Annotated in this window: 15 protein-coding genes and 1 pseudogene; 11 read left to right on the forward strand and 5 right to left on the reverse strand. The window is 61.5% G+C overall.

Features of this window, described 5'->3' with window-relative positions; genetic code table 11:
• Positions 1-81: 81 nt before the first annotated feature.
• On the reverse strand, positions 82-1263 hold the full coding sequence (gene hmpA, locus QR290_RS24225; protein ID WP_289203769.1) for an NO-inducible flavohemoprotein: 1182 nt from the start codon (positions 1261-1263) through the stop codon (positions 82-84).
• A 163-nt stretch (positions 1264-1426) separates the two neighbouring features.
• Here hmpA and norR point away from each other — a divergent pair, with 163 nt between their 5' ends.
• The 5 genes from norR to QR290_RS24250 all read left to right on the forward strand — a co-directional run bounded on the left by norR (position 1427) and on the right by QR290_RS24250 (position 5914).
• The gene (gene norR, locus QR290_RS24230) at positions 1427-2983 is read left to right on the forward strand and encodes a nitric oxide reductase transcriptional regulator NorR (RefSeq protein ID WP_115079138.1); all 1557 of its coding nucleotides are present in this window, start codon (positions 1427-1429) and stop codon (positions 2981-2983) included.
• 326 nt (positions 2984-3309) lie between these two features.
• Entirely contained in the window at positions 3310-4212 is a 903-nt protein-coding gene (locus QR290_RS24235; RefSeq protein WP_289203770.1) for a chemotaxis protein CheV, read from the forward strand.
• Between the two features lie 27 nt (positions 4213-4239).
• Positions 4240-4698 (forward strand): GNAT family N-acetyltransferase, encoded by a 459-nt coding sequence (locus QR290_RS24240; RefSeq protein ID WP_289205328.1) that lies wholly within the window; start codon positions 4240-4242, stop codon positions 4696-4698.
• 61 nt (positions 4699-4759) lie between these two features.
• On the forward strand, positions 4760-5077 hold the full coding sequence (locus QR290_RS24245; protein ID WP_289203771.1) for a hypothetical protein: 318 nt from the start codon (positions 4760-4762) through the stop codon (positions 5075-5077).
• Between the two features lie 87 nt (positions 5078-5164).
• The gene (locus QR290_RS24250) at positions 5165-5914 is read left to right on the forward strand and encodes a YkgJ family cysteine cluster protein (RefSeq protein ID WP_289203772.1); all 750 of its coding nucleotides are present in this window, start codon (positions 5165-5167) and stop codon (positions 5912-5914) included.
• Here QR290_RS24250 and QR290_RS24255 read toward each other — a convergent pair.
• From QR290_RS24255 to QR290_RS24265, 4 genes and pseudogenes are all read right to left on the reverse strand, one after another.
• Positions 5911-6975 (reverse strand): methyl-accepting chemotaxis protein, encoded by a 1065-nt coding sequence (locus tag QR290_RS24255; RefSeq protein ID WP_435875102.1) that lies wholly within the window; start codon positions 6973-6975, stop codon positions 5911-5913. The genes QR290_RS24250 and QR290_RS24255 overlap by 4 nt on opposite strands.
• 243 nt (positions 6976-7218) lie before the next feature.
• Positions 7219-7500 (reverse strand): annotated as a pseudogene (locus QR290_RS28845) (PAS domain-containing protein); the annotation flags it as partial.
• A 147-nt stretch (positions 7501-7647) separates the two neighbouring features.
• Positions 7648-7875: a hypothetical protein gene (locus QR290_RS24260; RefSeq protein WP_289203774.1), complete on the reverse strand. Its 228-nt coding sequence runs from the start codon at positions 7873-7875 to the stop codon at positions 7648-7650.
• A gap of 134 nt (positions 7876-8009) precedes the next feature.
• Positions 8010-8369, reverse strand: coding sequence for a DUF6124 family protein (locus QR290_RS24265; protein WP_289203775.1), 360 nt, complete (start codon positions 8367-8369; stop codon positions 8010-8012).
• A 982-nt stretch (positions 8370-9351) separates the two neighbouring features.
• Here QR290_RS24265 and QR290_RS24270 point away from each other — a divergent pair.
• The 6 genes from QR290_RS24270 to QR290_RS24295 all read left to right on the forward strand — a co-directional run bounded on the left by QR290_RS24270 (position 9352) and on the right by QR290_RS24295 (position 17508).
• A complete protein-coding gene (locus tag QR290_RS24270) occupies positions 9352-10512 on the forward strand; it encodes an efflux RND transporter periplasmic adaptor subunit (protein WP_096822821.1) in 1161 nt (386 codons plus the stop codon).
• Positions 10509-13610, forward strand: coding sequence for a multidrug efflux RND transporter permease subunit (locus QR290_RS24275; RefSeq protein WP_289203776.1), 3102 nt, complete (start codon positions 10509-10511; stop codon positions 13608-13610). The genes QR290_RS24270 and QR290_RS24275 overlap by 4 nt, the downstream gene beginning before the upstream one ends.
• Before the next feature lie 8 nt (positions 13611-13618).
• The gene (locus QR290_RS24280) at positions 13619-14296 is read left to right on the forward strand and encodes a heavy metal response regulator transcription factor (protein ID WP_003228008.1); all 678 of its coding nucleotides are present in this window, start codon (positions 13619-13621) and stop codon (positions 14294-14296) included.
• Complete coding sequence (locus QR290_RS24285; RefSeq protein WP_115079147.1) at positions 14286-15650, forward strand: heavy metal sensor histidine kinase; 1365 nt, start codon at positions 14286-14288, stop codon at positions 15648-15650. The genes QR290_RS24280 and QR290_RS24285 overlap by 11 nt, the downstream gene beginning before the upstream one ends.
• A 121-nt stretch (positions 15651-15771) precedes the next feature.
• Positions 15772-15996, forward strand: a complete 225-nt coding sequence (locus QR290_RS24290) for a hypothetical protein (RefSeq protein ID WP_289203777.1) — start codon at positions 15772-15774, stop codon at positions 15994-15996.
• A 195-nt stretch (positions 15997-16191) separates the two neighbouring features.
• A complete protein-coding gene (locus tag QR290_RS24295) occupies positions 16192-17508 on the forward strand; it encodes an OprD family porin (RefSeq protein ID WP_289203778.1) in 1317 nt (438 codons plus the stop codon).
• Positions 17509-17543: the final 35 nt, after the last annotated feature.

Consider the following 17543-nt stretch of genomic DNA (forward strand, 5'->3'; position numbering starts at 1 on the left):
CGGAGCAGGCTCGCTCCCACATTTGAATGCATTTCAATGTGGGAGCGAGCCTGCTTGCGATGAAGGCGACTCGGTTCCGGATTATTCCAGAGCAGCAGCCGGCCCGAAGAACTCATACCGGCTCTGCTTCTCCGGTACGCCCAGCGCCTTCAGATGACGCTTGATCGCCCCCATGAAGCCTTTCGGCCCGAGGAAGTAAGCGTCCACATCACGCTCCACCGGCAGCCACTCGTCCAGTTGCTCCTCGCTCAACAACCCGACCTTGTCCGCCGCCGGGCTCACGCCATCATCTTCGGCGTAGCAATAAAAGCGTTTGAGCTGCGGATGACGCGCGGCCAGCCCATCAATCCAGTCACGGAACGCATGCACGCTGCCGTTGCGCGCACTGTGGATGAAGTACACCGGACGCTCGGTTTCCAGCGCCGCTTCCAGCATCGCCAGAGTCGGGGTGATGCCGACGCCGCCACTGATCAGCACCAGCGGTTTGTCGCTGGCAGTCAGGGTGAACTCACCCGATGGCGGGAACAGCTGAATGCTCGCGCCGACATGCAGTTGATCGTGCAGGTGATTGGAGGCCCGGCCGCCCGGTTCGCGTTTGACGCTGATGCGGTACTGGCCTTTGTTGGCCAGAGCCGACAGTGAATAGTTGCGGCGGATTTCTTCGCCGTCGAGGATCAGCTTCATGCCGATGTACTGGCCGGGCTCGGCTGCGAGGATCGGGCCCTTGTCCGCCGGTTCGAAGTAGAACGAAATGATTTCCGCGCTCTCCTCGACCTTGGCCGCGACGATGAACTCCCGCGCCCCGCGCCAGCCGCCGACGGCTTGCTCTTTCTGGTCATAAATGGCGGTTTCGGCGCCGATCAGGATATCGGCCAGTTGACCGTAAGCCGCGCCCCAGGCACTCATCACTTCCGGGGTGGCGATTTCTTCGCCAAGCACTTCGGAGATCGCGCGCAGCAGGCAGGTGCCGACGATCGGGTAGTGCTCCGGCAGAATCTGCAACGCCACGTGCTTGTTGATGATCTTCGCCACCAGATCGCCCAACTGGTCGAGTTGATCGATGTGACGGGCGTACATCAACACGCCGTTGGCCAGGGCGCGGGGCTGGTCACCGCTGGCCTGGTGGGCCTGGTTGAACAGCGGGCGGACTTCCGGGTACTCGGAGAGCATCATGCGGTAGAAATGGGTGATCAGCGCTTCACCGCCGCTTTCCAGCAGAGGCACAGTGGACTTGACGATGGCACGATCCTGGACGCTAAGCATAAGGGTGACTCCTGAGCTTTCTCTAAAAGTGCCTTATCTACTCCAGTATTCGTGCCAACTATTTTTTCCATATAAATCAATATCTTGAAAATTATGTAGTCAGATCGACACAAGCACCTCTATAGTCGCTTCGACTACAACGTGTCTCTTTGACTACAAGCCCATGTCCGCCAAATCATTACTCACCGCCCTGCTCCCACTGGTCTCCGACCTGTCCCGCGAACTGCCCGAAGGCGAGCGCTACCGACGCTTGCTCGAAGCCATGCGCGCCCTGCTGCCCTGCGATGCCGCCGCACTGCTGCGCCTCGACGGTGAATGGCTGGTGCCGCTGGCTGTCGACGGCTTGAGCACCGACACTCTTGGTCGACGCTTCAAGGTCAGCGAACACCCGCGCTTCGAAGTATTGCTGGCCGGCGAAGGGCCGACCCGTTTCGCCGCCGACAGTGAATTGCCGGATCCTTATGACGGATTGGTCGACGGCCTCGACGATCACCTCGAAGTCCACGACTGCCTCGGCTGCCCGCTGTTCGTCGATGAAAAACTCTGGGGTCTGATTACCCTGGACGCCCTCGATCCCGAGCGTTTCGAACCCATCGAACTCGACGCGCTGCAAGCCTTCGCCAGTCTCGCATCGGCCACTGTGAATGCCGCCGAACGCATCGAACGCCTGGCGATTCGTGCCGAGGACGAACATCAGCGTGCCGAGGTCTATCGCCAGGCCAGCGGTCAGCAAAACCGCGAAATGATTGGCCAGAGCAAGGCGCATAAGCGGCTGGTGGAAGAAATCAATCTGGTCGGCGGCAGCGACCTGACCGTGTTGATCACCGGCGAAACCGGGGTCGGCAAAGAGCTGGTGGCTCAGGCGATTCACGCCGCTTCCAAGCGTGCCGACAAACCGATCATCAGCCTCAACTGCGCGGCCCTGCCGGACACGCTGGTGGAAAGCGAACTGTTCGGCCACGTGCGCGGCGCCTTTACCGGCGCCACCAGCGACCGGCGCGGCAAGTTCGAACTGGCCAATGGCGGCACGCTGTTTCTCGATGAGGTCGGCGAGTTGTCGCTGACCGTCCAGGCCAAGCTGTTGCGGGTGTTGCAGAGTGGCCAGTTGCAGCGGCTGGGATCAGACAAGGAACATCAGGTCGATGTGCGCCTGATCGCCGCGACCAACCGTGATCTGGCCGAAGAAGTGCGCAGCGGCCGCTACCGCGCTGACTTCTACCATCGACTCAGCGTCTACCCGTTGCGGGTGCCGGCGCTGCGTGACCGGGGGCGCGATGTTTTGCTGCTCAGCGGTTATTTCCTGGAACAGAACCGCTCACGCATGGGCCTCAACAGCCTGCGCCTGAACAGCGACGCCCAAGAGGCGCTGCTGGCCTACACCTGGCCGGGCAACGTGCGGGAACTGGAACACTTGATCGGCCGCAGCGCACTGAAGGCGCTGGGCAACTGCAAGGTGCGGCCGAAGATTCTCAGCTTGAGCGCGATGGACCTCGATCTACCGCGCGAGATTTTGGATAACTCGCCGGCGCCGTCCGAAGCGACTGCCACCTTGCCATTGATCAGCGGGGATCTGCGTGCAGCCACCGAGCAGTATCAGCGCCAGTTGATCAGCGCCGCACTTGAGCGCAATCAGGACAACTGGGCCAGTGCCGCCCGTGAACTGGGGCTGGACCGGGCGAATCTGGGGCGAATGGCCAAGCGGTTGGGGATGAAAAGCTGAAATGCTTATTCAAGATCAAATGCCCCCCTCACCCCAGCCTCTCCCGGAGGGAGAGGGAGCCGATTGGGGGATGATTCAGAGCTACACCGACCTGAAAGTGCATTGTTGAATCCATAATCGACTCGGTGGTTCAGGTCGATGTCAGACGCCAGACACCTCGGTCGGCCCCCTCTCCCTCCGGGAGAGGGCTGGGGTGAGGGGGCTCTGGATCTCAACGTCATCCGACAACTAACCTAAAGCCCAACCTTTTGACGCCGATAACCCGGCATCAATAGTTTCTGGCGATTTCCACCCTCGCCCACCACCTTTTTCCACAGAAGGTTTTTATGTCTTCCAACAAAGCCCGCGCAGATTCACTTTCGCTTCTGCTGTTTACCTTGCGCAGCGGCAAGCTGATGGCGATCAACCTGCTGAAGGTCAGTGAAATCATCCCCTGCCCGCCGCTGACCAAGCTGCCGGAGTCCCACCCGCACGTCAAAGGCATCGCCACCCTGCGCGGTGCTTCGCTGTCGGTGATCGACCTGAGCCGCGCCATCGGCGAGCGGCCGCTGGAAGACCCGAACGGCGGCTGCCTGATCGTCACCGACGTCAGCCGTTCGAAACAGGGCCTGCATGTGCAGGCGGTGAGCAAGATCGTGCATTGCCTGACCACCGACATCAAACCACCGCCGTTCGGCTCCGGCGGTTCGCGCGCCTACATCACCGGCGTGACCTCGGTGGACGGCACGCTGGTGCAGGTGCTGGACATCGAAAAAGTCATCCACGGCATCGCTCCGGCGCAGATCGACATGGCCCCGACCGAGCTGAGCATGGAAGACGCCGAAGTGCTGGGCAACGCGCGGATCCTGGTGGTCGACGACAGCCAGGTGGCATTGCAGCAATCGGTGCACACCCTGCGCAACCTCGGCCTGCAATGCCACACCGCCCGCAGCGCCAAGGAAGCCATCGACTGCCTGCTGGACCTGCAAGGCACGGCGCAGCAGATCAACCTGATCGTCTCCGACATCGAAATGTCCGAGATGGACGGCTACGCCTTCACCCGCACCCTGCGCGAAACCCCGGACTTCGCCCACCTCTACGTGCTGCTGCACACCTCGCTGGACAGCGCGATGAACAGCGAAAAGGCCCGCCTCGCCGGCGCCAACGGTGTGCTGACCAAGTTCTCCTCGCCGGAGCTGACCCACTGTCTGATCGAAGCGGCCAAATTTGTCGCCGCTCAGGGCCACTGAGTCTTGAGCGAGACGTTCTGCTTCCTGATGCGGCGCGACCTGAGCCAGGACGTGCCGGCCATCGAATGGCCGAACGGCATCGAACTCACGACCTACAGCGCCGAACGCGCATCCGCCGTGCATGAACTGATGCAAATCGGTTACCGCGAAGGTGGTGGTCGGGTGCCGGCGCTGGACGTCTGGCAACAGCAGTTCGAAAACGATCCGGAATACGATCCGGCACTGTGTTTCATCGCCAGCGATGCCGACGGTGTCATCGGCGTGGCGCAATGCTGGACCAGTTCCTACATCAAGAATCTGGTGGTGCATCCCCGCGCTCAGCGTCTTGGATTGGGCCGGGCATTGTTGCTTCATGCGTTCAAGGCCTTTCAGGATCGACGCGAAGGGTTTGTCGACCTGAAGGTGCTGGAAGACAACCGGCAAGCGCAGCGCTTGTACGAAAGGTCTGGAATGTATGTGGTTCGCCGGGAATTGGTGCCGGACTGACAAACTAAAATCCTGCGGCATACTCCAACCTTGGCGATCAACTTCCAAGGATGCCCGAACCATGAAACGCCTCGCCCTCTCACTGCTTTGCCTCATCGCCCCGTTGGCCCACGCCTCCAGCCCCGACGCCTGGGCGGCCTACGACAAAGCCGTACTCGCCAGTTGCACCAAGGCCAGTGGCCTGAAAGGCGTAAAACCGGTCGGCAACGCCGCGCAATTCGACGACCGCGTCGGCTACACCGCGCTGTTGCTGCAAGGCCAGTACCCGCAAAAACACATGAAGGGCCAGCAAGGCACCGAGTTGTGCCTGTACAACAAAAAGTCGAAAACCGCGTTCGTCACCGAATGGGACTCGATCCGCCCGACCGCCAAACCCTGAGCGAATGGCGCACAACTTGCTTCACTCCGGGCCTGTACGGCGGCTTTATGTCGCCGATTCACACCCTGATTGAAGATTGCCCGCTCAATGAATACGACCTTTTCCTGCGTAGGCTGTGGCAAATGCTGCACCGATCACCACGTGCCTCTGACCCTGGCCGAAGCCCGCATGTGGGCGGCCGACGGCGGTCAGGTGATCGTGCTGGTGGAGGCGTTTCTCGCCAACGGCCTGGGCTTGCCGGAACAGCAGCGCGAGCATGCACAACGGCGTTCGGCGGTGGTACGCAGCGGAATGTCCGATGCGCATGTGGCGATCACTTTTGCCGCCTACAACGTCGGCCCCTGCCGGAATCTTGACGAAGACAAGCTGTGCCGCATCTACGAGCGCCGACCGTTGGTGTGCCGCATCTATCCCGCCGAAATCAATCCGCACATCCCGCTGAACCCTGCTGCAAAGGACTGCCCGCCGGAGTCGTGGGAGCAAGGGCCGGAACTGATCGTCGGTGGTGAACTGGTGGATCAGGAACTGGTGACGCTAATCCAGCGTTCGCGCCAGGCAGATCGCGACGACATCCGGATCAAGGATGCGATCTGCGGCTTGCTCGGCATCCGCACCACCGCGCTCAAGGGCGACGGGTTTACCGCGTATCTGCCGGACATGGGTGCGTTTGCCTCGGTGATCGATCAGGTCACGGCGCAACCGTTGAATACTGGTCACAGCGAATGGCTGTTCCATGTCTCCGGCGACGACATCGCCGGGCAAGTGCGGGCGGCAGGCGCACAAGTGGTCACCGAACCGCCGCAGACCTACGCGTTCATTTCCCTGCGCGCGGCCTAGGATCCCTGGCGCCGCCCCCAGAACTCCCGCGCCAGCGAACGCAAATCCCCCGCCAGCCCCGCCACGTCCTGTGAGTTGAGCTGGCTCTGGCGCCCTTCATCCACCGTCAGTTCACACGCCGTGCGAATACTGACGATATTGCGGTTGATGTCCTCGCTCACTGCACTCTGTTCCTCAACCGCCGCCGCAATCTGCAAACTCATCTCGGTGATCTGCTCGACTCGCCCACTGATTCCGTCCAGTGCCCGAGCCGCGCGTTGCGCCTGTTCGACACTGTTATCTACATGCTCGCTGCTCTGCTGCATCACCAGCACCGCATCCCGCGCGCCGTTTTGCAGGGTGCTGATCATCCGCTGAATCTCGTTGGTCGACTGCTGAGTGCGCTGGGCCAGACCACGCACCTCATCGGCGACCACCGCAAACCCACGCCCGGCATCCCCTGCCCGCGCCGCTTCGATCGCGGCGTTGAGTGCCAGCAGATTGGTCTGCTCGGCGATGCTGCGAATCACCTCCAGCACCCCGGAAATCTCGCTGCTGTGACCTTCGAGCTGATGAATCACCTCGGTCGCCCGCCCCAACTCCTCGGCCAGCCGCAACACCGCACTGCGACTCTCGCCGACCAGCAGATGTCCCTCACGGGTTTCCGTCCCCGCCATATCCGCCGCCACCGACGCCTGCTGCGCATGGCTGGCGACCTCAGCGACACTGGCCGCCATCTGATGAATCGCCGCCGCCACCTGATCGGTTTCCGCCTGCTGCGCCAACGTACTGGTGTGACTGCTGTGCAGATGATCCACCAATTGCGCGGCATGCCCGGCCAGTCGCTGCGAGGCATCACCGATCCGCCCGACCACCGCACCGACCTGGGCTTCGAGCATCTGCAAGGCGAACTCGATCTGCCCGAACTGATCCCGCCGCCCGGTATAAATGCCCTGACTCAACGGGTTGTCGGCAATCAGCTGCGCACGCTCGGTCAGCCGCTCCAGCGGCCGCAATAACCAGCCCACGCCCAGCGCACAGGCGCCACTGCCAGCCACCAGCGCAGCAGCTTCGATGCCCATGGATTCCGGCCGCAACCAGGCTTCCATCCCCAGCACCACCGCCAGCACCGAACTGGTCAACGCCATGATCTTTGCCCGCAAACTCAGGCTCGGCAGCCGCTGCCAACGCGCCACCCGCCCCTCGCGCAAATGCGCGTACGCCCGCTCCGCCGCCGCAATCTGCCGGGCATCCGGCCGCGTGCGTACCGACTGATACTCCACCGCCGCACCGTTCTGCGTGACCGGCGTGACATAGGCACTGACCCAATAGTGATCACCGTTCTTGCAACGATTCTTCACCAACCCCATCCACGACCGCCCACGCTTGAGCGTCTGCCACATATGGGCAAACGCCTGCGCGGGCATGTCCGGATGGCGCAGCAAATTGTGCGGCGCACCCAGCAGCTCGTCGCGGCTGTAACCGCTGATCCTGATGAAATCGTCGTTGGCGTAGGTGATCGCGCTGGTCAGATCGGTGGTCGAGAGAATGTTCGCATCCGGCGCAACATCGACATTGCGCCCGGTCACCGGGAGATTGATCTTCATGGAAAGCGCGCTCGTTTTATTGGAAAGAGTCGGCAGGGCTGCTGACTCTAAGCGCACTAACTGGTTAAACGTTGATCTGGCTCAGGAACTGAGCAATTAGCCATCACTGTGACCGAAAATCACAGCGACGGCCGAGGCGGGATTGAATCAGCGCTTGCCCATCGAACGGCGAGTGCCCGACGGCGCCACACCCGGAATCTTGGCATGACGATCACCGTCCTTGCCCTTGAACTGCGGCTGTTTGGCGCCTTTGGCTGCAGCCAGCTCACCTGGCTTGAACGGAAACTTGAACGCAGGAATGGTCGGCTTGGTTTCGCCGGCCTCGGCCAGCTCTGCCGGGACATCGCTTACAGCGTTGTCGATTGGGGAAGTCATGAAAGCTCCGGGAAGCAAAAAGTCCGGCCCGGTGGATGAGCCGCGAAGGCGCGCAGTATACCTGCGCGCGCGGAGTTTAAAGAGTCCCCAAAAGGGTACGACCGGTCCCTTTTTGGGACTGCTCGACTAACGGATCACGTCTGCGGATCAACCCGATCCAGCGCCCGATTCACCGCAAGCTCCGCCAGCATGATGATCTGCTGAATTCCCAACGCCGTACTGCGCTGCGGGCCCGAAAGCTCATTGGCGAAATTGCTGGCAATGGTACTGGCCGAGGCCAGGGATTCGCAGGCATTGGCCAACAGGCTTTCGGTGTCGACGTTGGGAGTGACCCTATACATCGTGCTCGGGCGAGGCTTGGCAGGGTTGGGGCAGAGGTAGTAGTCGAGGGCGCGTTTGATGGCTTCGCGGTTGCGGGCGAGGTCTTCGGCGCGCATGGCTTCTTCGAGTGGGGTGGGTGATTCGAGGGGTGGGTCGGGTACAGGTTTCGTCATTGAAATGTTCCTGTTCAATAGCCAGCACTCGTCGTTTCTCACGCGACGAAGTGGTGGCAGCTATGTGCGGAGTGAGAAACCGGTAGGAACAGATCCGGCCGGACCGAAGTCCGCCCGCACACAGCCGCCATAAAACATTGCAAGCAGCAGATAAGCCGGCGGCAATTATGGTGGTACTGATGATGGATTAACAGTTCCTAAGGGTTCTCACACCCGATCACAGAGTTTTCTGCGACAGCCAAAGACTAGAGAGCGCGGTTCCGACGGACAACCTGAAAACTTTGTGGGAAGGGTCCTGAGTTGTTGTTGAAAATTAAACAAATTCAAAGCCGGCCCTCACCCTAGCCCTCTCCCGGAGGGAGAGGGGACTGACCGAGGTGTTTGGTGGAGGTACGCCGACGTGAAAGACCGAGGTGAACTCAGTTTTGAAAAGCACATAAGCCGTCCCCCTCACCCTCGGCAGAGAGCTGAGGTCAGCAAATCCAACAAAGAAAAAAAGCCGACCGCACGCTCTTCACCACTCAAAACGATGAGCGTTAGCTCGAGTACCGCTTTTGACGTACCGGCCCCATCGGCAGGCTGAGTGGAGGGATTTATCCGGGGGTGGGAGCGCAGCGACCGTGCGGCGAAGCCGCATGCATCGAGAGGAGGTGCAGCGAAGCAAACCGTAGGCGATGCCCCCGGATGAATCCCGGAACGAAGGAACACCGAGCCACAGCGAGGCGCCGAACGCCGGGGCCCAGACCTTTGGTTCCTTTGGGGCGTTTGCCAAAGGGACTCGCCGTAAGGGCGAAACCGCCAGCCGCAACACCCGAAAAAACGGATATACACCCAAACCCAAAACAGCCTGGTCGGCCCAAAGGCCGCCAAGTCAAAAGCCGAAACTGACAGCGCCGTCAGCTAGCCGTCACCCTCCTGACCCTCAAACAAGTTTATAAAGACAAAACCTGCCCAAACCCCGTCCCCCTGGCGCCCCACAAGCATGCAAATCCAGAAGAAAAAGGCCCTGCTCGCCACCCTGCTGATCGCCCTCGCAGCCGCCGGCCTGTGGTATGCGATAAAACCCGCACCGGCCAAACTCGCCGCCCCGACTGCGATCCCGGTCAGGGTCGTCGCCGTCAGCGAAAAAGACGTCCCCCGCTACACCAGCGGCATCGGCTCGGTCCTCTCCCTGCACAGCGTCGTGGTGCGCCCACAGATCGACGGCATCCTCACCAAGCTCTTGGTCAAGGAAGGTCAACTGGTGAAGCAAGGCGACCTGCTCGCCACCATCGACGACCGCTCGATCCGCGCCAGCCTCGATCAGGCCCGCGCGCAACTGGGCGAAAGCCAGGCGCAACTGCAAGTCGCCCTGGTCAACCTCAAGCGCTACAAACTGCTCAGCGTCGACGACGGCGTCTCCAAGCAGACCTACGACCAGCAACAGGCACTGGTCAACCAGCTCAAAGCCACCGCACAGGGCAATCAGGCCTCGATTGATGCGGCGCAGGTACAACTTTCCTACACCCAGATTCGCTCCCCGGTCACCGGTCGCGTCGGCATTCGCACGGTCGACGAAGGCAATTTCCTGCGCATGACCGACACTCAGGGTCTGTTCACCGTGACCCAGATCGACCCGATCGCCGTCGAGTTCTCCCTGCCCCAGCAAATGCTGCCAACCCTGCAGGGCCTGATCAGCGATCCTCAGCGCGCGCAGGTCAAGGCCTACATCGGCGCCGACACCGATGGCGAAACCGGCAACCTGTTGGGCGAAGGCCACCTGACCCTGATCGACAACCAGATAAACGCCAACACCGGCACAATCCGCGCCAAGGCCGAGTTCGACAACCCCAACCAGAAACTCTGGCCGGGCCTGCTGGTGACGGTAAAGATTCAGACAGCGCTGGATAAAGATGCGCTGGTGGTCCCGCCCACCGTCGTACAACGCGGCCTCGATCAACACTTCGTGTACCGGGTCAACGGCGACAAGGTTGAAGCCGTGCAGGTGCAGATGGTTTATCAGGGCAGCGGCCAGGACATCATCAAGGGCGTGAAACCCGGCGACGTTTTGGTCAGTGACGGCCAGTCACGGCTCAAGCCCGGTTCGACCGTGCAGGTCATGAGCGAACCGCCGCAGGTGGTGCAAGCGGAGCCCAAGCCATGAAACAGCACAAAGGCGTTTCGACCTGGTGCATCGATCACCCGGTGGCGACGATTCTGCTGACCATCGCGCTGGTGCTGGTCGGGGTGATTGCCTTCCCGCGCTTGCCGATTGCCCCACTGCCGGAAGCGGAATTTCCTACGATCCAGGTCTCCGCGCAGTTGCCCGGTGCCAGTCCGGACACCATGGCCTCGTCCGTGGCCACGCCGCTGGAGGTGCAATTCAGCGCCATCCCCGGCATGACCCAGATGACCTCCAGCAGTGCGCTGGGCTCAAGCCTGCTGACCCTGCAATTCACCCTCGACAAGAGCATCGACACCGCCGCCCAGGAAGTGCAGGCCGCGATCAACACCGCCGCCGGCAAACTGCCGAAAGACATGCCGACCCTGCCGACCTGGAAGAAGGTCAACCCGGCGGACAGCCCGGTGCTGATCCTCAGCGTCAGCTCCACCCAGATGCCCGGCACCGAGCTCAGCGACCTGGTGGAAACCCTGCTCGCGCGTCAGATCAGTCAGATCGACGGCGTAGGCCAGATCAACATCACCGGTCAGCAACGTCCGGCAATCCGCGTACAGGCTTCGGCGGACAAACTGGCGGCCATCGGCCTGACCCTCGCCGACATTCGTGTGGCGATCCAGCAGACCAGCCTCAACCTCGCCAAGGGCGCGTTGTACGGCGACTCGAGCATTTCCACGCTGTCGACCAACGACCAGTTGTTCCACCCCGAGGAATACAGCCAGCTCATCGTTTCTTACAAGGATGGCGCCCCGGTTCACCTGAAAGATGTCGCGAAAGTCGTCAACGGTTCGGAAGATGCCTACGTGCAAGCCTGGGCCGGCGATCGACCGGGGGTGAACCTGGTGATCTCCCGCCAGCCCGGCGCCAACATCGTCGAAACCGTGGACCGGATTCAGGCCGCCCTGCCCGGCCTCGAAGCCATGCTGCCGGCCTCGGTACAGGTAAAAACACTGATCGACCGCACCCAGACCATCCGCGCCTCGCTGCATGAAGTGGAAATCACCCTGCTGATCGCGATCCTGCTGGTGGTGGCGGTGATGGCGCTGTTCCTGCGCCAGTTGTCGGCGACGATGATTGTTTCGGCGGTACTCGGCGTGTCGCTGACCGCCAGTTTCGCCTTGATGTACCTGCTCGGCTTCAGCCTGAACAACCTGACCCTCGTCGCCATTGTGGTGGCGGTGGGATTCGTGGTCGACGATGCCATCGTGGTGGTGGAAAACATTCACCGACATCTCGAGGCCGGCGACAGCATGCGCGACGCTGCGATCAAGGGCGCGGGCGAGATCGGCTTCACCGTGGTGTCGATCAGTTTCTCGCTGGTGGCGGCGTTCATTCCGCTGCTGTTCATGGGCGGTGTGGTCGGGCGTCTGTTCAAGGAATTCGCCCTGACGGCCACCTCGACCATCATGATTTCCGTGGTGGTATCCCTGACACTCGCGCCAACGCTGGCAGCGCTGTTCATGCGCAAACCGGTGCATCACGCCCATGACAAACCGGGCTTCAGCGAACGTCTGCTCGGCTGGTACGAAAAAGGCCTGCGCCGCGCCCTCGCCCATCAGAAACTGATGATCGGCGTGTTCGGCGTTTCCGTCGCGCTGGCGATCGGCGGCTACGTGTTTATCCCCAAGGGTTTCTTCCCGGTACAGGACACCGGATTCGTCCTCGGCACCACCGAAGCCGCCGCCGATATCTCCTACAGCGACATGGTGAAAAAACACCTGGCAATGGCCGAAATCGTCGCCGCCGACCCGGCCGTTCAGGCGTTTTCCCACTCGGTGGGTGTGTCCGGCAGCAACCAGACCATCGCCAACGGCCGCTTCTGGATTGCCCTGAAACCACGGAGCGACCGCGATGTTTCGGCCAGCCAGTTCATCGACCGCATTCGTCCGCAACTGATGAAAGTCCCGGGTATCGTGCTTTACCTGCGCGCCGGCCAGGACATCAACCTCAGTTCCGGTCCGAGCCGTGCACAGTATCAATACGTGCTCAAGAGCAACGACGGGCCGACCCTCGCCACCTGGACCCAGAAACTCACCGAAAAACTGCGCAGCATTCCGGCGTTCCGTGACATTTCCAACGACCTGCAACTGGGCGGCAGCATCACCCACATCAGCATCGACCGCAGCGCCGCCGCGCGCTTCGGCCTGACGGCAAGTGATGTCGACGAGGCGCTGTACGATGCCTTCGGTCAGCGGCAGATCAACGAGTTCCAGACCCAGGTCAACCAGTACAACGTGATTCTGGAACTGGACACCAAGCAGCGCGGCAAGGCCGAAAGCCTCAACTATTTCTACCTGCGCTCGCCGCTGAGCGGAGAAATGGTGCCGCTGTCGGCGCTGGCCCGTTTCGACGCGCCGACCATCGGCCCGCTGTCCATCGCCCACGACGGCATGTTCCCGGCCGCCAACCTGTCGTTCAACCTGGCGCCCGGTGTGGCACTCGGCGACGCGGTGATCCTGCTCAATCAGGCCAAGGCCGAGATCGGCATGCCGACCGCGATCAGTGGCAACTTCCAGGGCGCAGCCCAGGCGTTCCAGAGTTCCCTCGCCAGTCAGCCGTGGCTGATTCTCGCTGCATTGGTGGCGGTGTACATCATTCTGGGTGTGCTCTACGAGAGCTTCGTCCATCCGCTGACGATCATTTCGACCCTGCCGGCGGCGGGTCTGGGCGCGGTGATCATGCTGTGGATCTGCGGCCAGGACTTTTCGATCATGGCGCTGATCGGGCTGGTGCTGTTGATCGGTATCGTCAAGAAGAACGGCATCCTGATGATCGACTTCGCCCTGGAAGCACAGCGTCATCGCGGGCTGTCGCCGCAGGATGCGATTTTCGAAGCATGTATCACGCGGTTCCGGCCGATCATCATGACCACCCTGGCCGCCCTGCTCGGCGCCCTGCCGCTGATGCTCGGCTACGGCACCGGCGCCGAACTGCGTCAGCCGCTGGGGATCGCCGTCGTGGGCGGCTTGTTGGTCAGCCAGATGCTGACGCTGTTCACCACGCCGGTCATATACTTGTGGCTTGAGCGGCTGTTCCACAAGCCCAAACCTGCGCCCATCGAGGCGCTGGCAACGACAGACTGAGGCGGGTCATGCGCGTTCTGATTATCGAAGACGAAGAGAAAACCGCGGACTACCTGCACCGCGGCCTGACGGAACAGGGTTACACCGTGGATCTGGCCCGCGACGGTGTCGAGGGCCTGCATCTGGCGCTGGAAAGCGACTACGCGGTGATCGTCCTCGACGTGATGCTGCCGGGCCTCGATGGCTTTGGCGTATTGCGCGCGTTGCGTGCGCGCAAGCAGACGCCGGTGATCATGCTCACCGCCCGCGAGCGGGTCGAAGATCGGATCCGAGGCCTGCGCGACGGCGCCGACGATTACCTCGGCAAACCGTTTTCCTTCCTCGAACTGGTGGCGCGCCTGCAAGCACTGACCCGGCGCAGCGGAGGTCATGAACCGGTGCAAGTGAGCATCGCCGACCTGTGGATCGATCTGATCAGCCGCAAGGCCACGCGCGCCGGCACCCGGCTGGATCTGACCGCGAAAGAGTTTTCACTGCTCAGCGTGCTGGCCCGGCGTCAGGGCGAAATCCTCTCGAAAACCGCAATTGCCGAAATGGTCTGGGACATCAATTTCGACAGCGACGCCAACGTCGTCGAAGTCGCGATCAAGCGTCTGCGGGCCAAGCTCGACGGGCCGTTCGACGAGAAACTGCTGCACACCATCCGCGGCATGGGTTATGTGCTGGAGAGCCGTGGTGTCCAGTAATTCGATTGCGCTGCGTCTGAGCGGGATGTTCACGCTGGTGGCGCTGCTGGTGTTCCTGCTGATTGGCGGCGCGCTGTATCAACAAGTGGACAAAGGCCTGGGCCTGCTGCCGGAAGCGGAACTGGATGCGCGTTACAGCGTGCTCGAATCCGCGCTCAACCGCTATGGCACCCCCGAGCATTGGGTAAAGATCAACGCCAAGCTCAAGCTGCTCGGCGAAGAAGACAAGCGCATCCATTTCTGGGTGGTCAGCGGCAATCCAGGCTACGAATTCGGCGAACCGGATGCCTTGATCCGCGCGTTTGCCCAAGGCCCGCTGGGCATGCGCGACCTGCAACTGCCCAACCATCCTTACCCGCTGAAAGTGCTGCTGACTGAACTGCCGGCCAAGGATCAGCGCCCGCCGCTGCGCTTCATGATCAGTATCGACACCGAGACCTTTCACCAGACCCAGCATCAGTTGCTGATCGCGCTGATAAGCCTGGCGGTGATCGGCGTGCTGCTGGCCTCGGCATTGGGTTACTGGGTGGCGCGTATCGGCCTCAAGCCGCTGATCAAACTGTCCCAGGAGGCCCAGCGTCTGGCCCCACCGTTGCGGGCCGGGCGCCTGCGTCTGTCACCGTTGCCGCCGGAGCTCGAGCAGTTTGTCGACTCGTTCAACTCGACGCTGGAGCGGGTTGAGCAAGCCTATTCGCGGCTGGAATCCTTCAACGCCGACGTCGCCCATGAGCTGCGCTCGCCGCTGACCAACCTGATCGGCCAGACCCAGGTCGCCCTCACTCGCGGGCGCTCTGCCGAGCATTATTTCGAAGTGCTGCAATCCAACCTCGAAGAGCTGGAACGCCTGCGCTCGATCATCAACGACATGCTGTTTTTGGCCAGCGCCGATCAGGGCAGCAAAGCCACCAAACTGACCTCGACCTCGCTGGCCGACGAAGTGGCGACCACTCTCGAATACCTCGACTTCATCCTCGAAGACGCGCAGGTCCAGGTGCGGGTAAGCGGCGATGCACAGGTGCAAATCGAGATCGCCCATCTGCGCCGGGCTTTGATCAATCTGCTGAGCAACGCGGTGCAACACACGGCACCCGGTGAGGTGATCGAAGTGCAGATCGAGGTCGGGGAACATCAGGTCAGCATCGGCGTCGCCAACCCCGGCTCGCCGATTGCCAGCGAGCATTTGCCTCGGTTGTTCGAGCGCTTCTACCGGGTCGATGCGTCGCGCAGCAACAGCGGCAACAATCACGGCCTGGGGCTGGCGATCGTCAAGGCGATTGCGCTGATGCATGGGGGGGATGTGTTTGTGCGCAGTGATCGTGGGATGAACACTTTCGGGATTCATTTGCCGGTCTGAGGGCCGTGATCATTGCCATTCCCGCAACAGTCATTTATGAAAATCACGCTGTTTCCCAACGCCCGGCAACCTTATCTTTGCCCGCACCAAACAGCACTTGCCAAGCAAGAAGGTTTTCAAGATGTCCAACAGTATGGGTATTGCCAGCGCTTTCGTTTTGTCCTCATTGATCCTGTCGCCGATGGCGATGGCTGAAGAATCGCAGTCGTTCGTGGTGCAAAATGCAGCTCGCGCTCAAGCGTATGAACAGCATAAGGCAGAAGTGATGGCCAAGGCCAAAGACGCCACGCAAGCCCCGCAGGCCGGCCTTTCCCAAGCGCAGTCCGAATCCGGATCCGACAGCTGAGGCGCGCACCGCTCCGTTTCCCTCGACGCGGTTGTTTGGCTCTTCCCGTTCAACCGTCGTCCTTGCAGGCCGCTGATTTTCAGCGGCCTTTTTTCGTTGTGGTCTGTAAGCTGTCTGGTTCGTCTTTAACAATTAGAAACATCCCGCACCTCAAGACATTGAAGTGTCAGTTGACCCCAAGGAGCTTTACCGCACGTGCGTTACCCAGTTCGCTTCACCCCGCTGTTCATTGCAATTGCCGCAACGATTGCCCCCGCCGCCCACGCTGCCGAAGCCGAGCAACAGGGTTTCGTCGAAGGCTCGAGCCTCAACCTCAATGCCCGCAACTACTACATGAACCGCAACCGTCTGCAGCAGGCGGATGACAACATCGAGTGGGGCCAGGGTTTCCTCGGCAAATTCGAGTCGGGCTACACCGAAGGCACGGTCGGCTTCGGCATCGATGCCCACGCCATGCTCGGCTTGAAACTCGACGGCGGTGGTGGCACCGACAATTCCAGCATCCTGCCGGTCAGTGACGGCAACGGCAAAGCGCCGGGCTCGTTTTCCACGGCGGGCGGCACCCTGAAAATACGTGCGTTCGATACCGAGCTGAAAGCCGGCGACCTGTTCCTCGCCAACCCGGTGATCGCCGGTGGCGAGACACGCATGCTGCCGCAGACCTTTCGCGGCCTCAGCCTGACCAACCACAGCTTCGACGGCTGGATGATCGAAGGCGGCCAGGCCAGTTTCACCAAGCCCTACAACCAAAGCGGCCACAAACGCATCGGCACCTCTTACGGCAGCCTCGCCGACGGCGACAAGAGCCAGCACCTGAACTGGGCCAGCGTTGCCTGGAGCGGTGTCGAAGGCCTGACCAGCAGCCTTTACGCTTCCGAGCTGAAGGACATCTGGAACCAGTACTACTACGACCTCGACTACACCTGGGCGCTGAATGACCTGGTGACCCTCAATCCGGGCCTGCACTTCTATCACACGCAGGACACCGGCGACGCGCTGCTGGGCAACATCGACAACAACACCTACAGCCTGCATTTCACCGTCGGCATCGGCAGCCACAGCGTCACCGCTGCGTATCAGCGGGTCAACGGCAACACGCCGTTCGATTACATCAGCCAGGGTGACAGCGTCTACCTCGACAACTCGCAGCAGTACTCGGACTTCAACGGCCCGAACGAGCGCTCGTGGAAACTCAAGTACGCCTACGACTTCGCAGGCGTCGGTCTGCCGGGCCTGACGTCGGCAGTGTCCTACTCGCGCGGCACGCTGGACCTGACCAAGGCCGATCCGGACAGCAAGGGTTACGCCTCGTGGTACAGCGCCGAAGGCCGCAACGCCAAGCATTGGGAGCGCGACATCGACCTCAAGTACGTGGTGCAGAGCGGCCAGGCCAAAGACCTGGCGGTACGCCTGCAATGGGCGACCAACCGTGGCGGCAACGGTTACGGTGCGCTGGATACGGACACCGATGAATACCGTGTGATCATCGACTACCCGATCAACGTCTTCTAAGATCGGCGCTACAGTAAAAAGGCCAGCCGACGTGC

Origin of the sequence: Pseudomonas fluorescens (genome assembly GCF_030344995.1) — a bacterium.
Lineage (GTDB): Bacteria > Pseudomonadota > Gammaproteobacteria > Pseudomonadales > Pseudomonadaceae > Aquipseudomonas > Aquipseudomonas fluorescens_BF.

What these genes read in the sequence shown, in the direction of transcription:
- QR290_RS24290 (WP_289203777.1), top strand. Translation starts at nt 15,772, where the DNA reads ATGTCCAACAGTATGGGTATTGCCAGCGCTTTCGTTTTGTCCTCATTG.
- QR290_RS24260 (WP_289203774.1), bottom strand. Translation starts at nt 7,875, where the DNA reads ATGACTTCCCCAATCGACAACGCTGTAAGCGATGTCCCGGCAGAGCTG.
- QR290_RS24270 (WP_096822821.1), top strand. Translation starts at nt 9,352, where the DNA reads ATGCAAATCCAGAAGAAAAAGGCCCTGCTCGCCACCCTGCTGATCGCC.
- QR290_RS24265 (WP_289203775.1), bottom strand. Translation starts at nt 8,369, where the DNA reads ATGACGAAACCTGTACCCGACCCACCCCTCGAATCACCCACCCCACTC.
- QR290_RS24255 (WP_435875102.1), bottom strand. Translation starts at nt 6,975, where the DNA reads ATGGGCATCGAAGCTGCTGCGCTGGTGGCTGGCAGTGGCGCCTGTGCG.
- QR290_RS24275 (WP_289203776.1), top strand. Translation starts at nt 10,509, where the DNA reads ATGAAACAGCACAAAGGCGTTTCGACCTGGTGCATCGATCACCCGGTG.
- QR290_RS24245 (WP_289203771.1), top strand. Translation starts at nt 4,760, where the DNA reads ATGAAACGCCTCGCCCTCTCACTGCTTTGCCTCATCGCCCCGTTGGCC.
- QR290_RS24280 (WP_003228008.1), top strand. Translation starts at nt 13,619, where the DNA reads ATGCGCGTTCTGATTATCGAAGACGAAGAGAAAACCGCGGACTACCTG.
- QR290_RS24240 (WP_289205328.1), top strand. Translation starts at nt 4,240, where the DNA reads ATGCGGCGCGACCTGAGCCAGGACGTGCCGGCCATCGAATGGCCGAAC.
- norR (WP_115079138.1), top strand. Translation starts at nt 1,427, where the DNA reads ATGTCCGCCAAATCATTACTCACCGCCCTGCTCCCACTGGTCTCCGAC.
- hmpA (WP_289203769.1), bottom strand. Translation starts at nt 1,263, where the DNA reads ATGCTTAGCGTCCAGGATCGTGCCATCGTCAAGTCCACTGTGCCTCTG.
- QR290_RS24250 (WP_289203772.1), top strand. Translation starts at nt 5,165, where the DNA reads ATGAATACGACCTTTTCCTGCGTAGGCTGTGGCAAATGCTGCACCGAT.
- QR290_RS24235 (WP_289203770.1), top strand. Translation starts at nt 3,310, where the DNA reads ATGTCTTCCAACAAAGCCCGCGCAGATTCACTTTCGCTTCTGCTGTTT.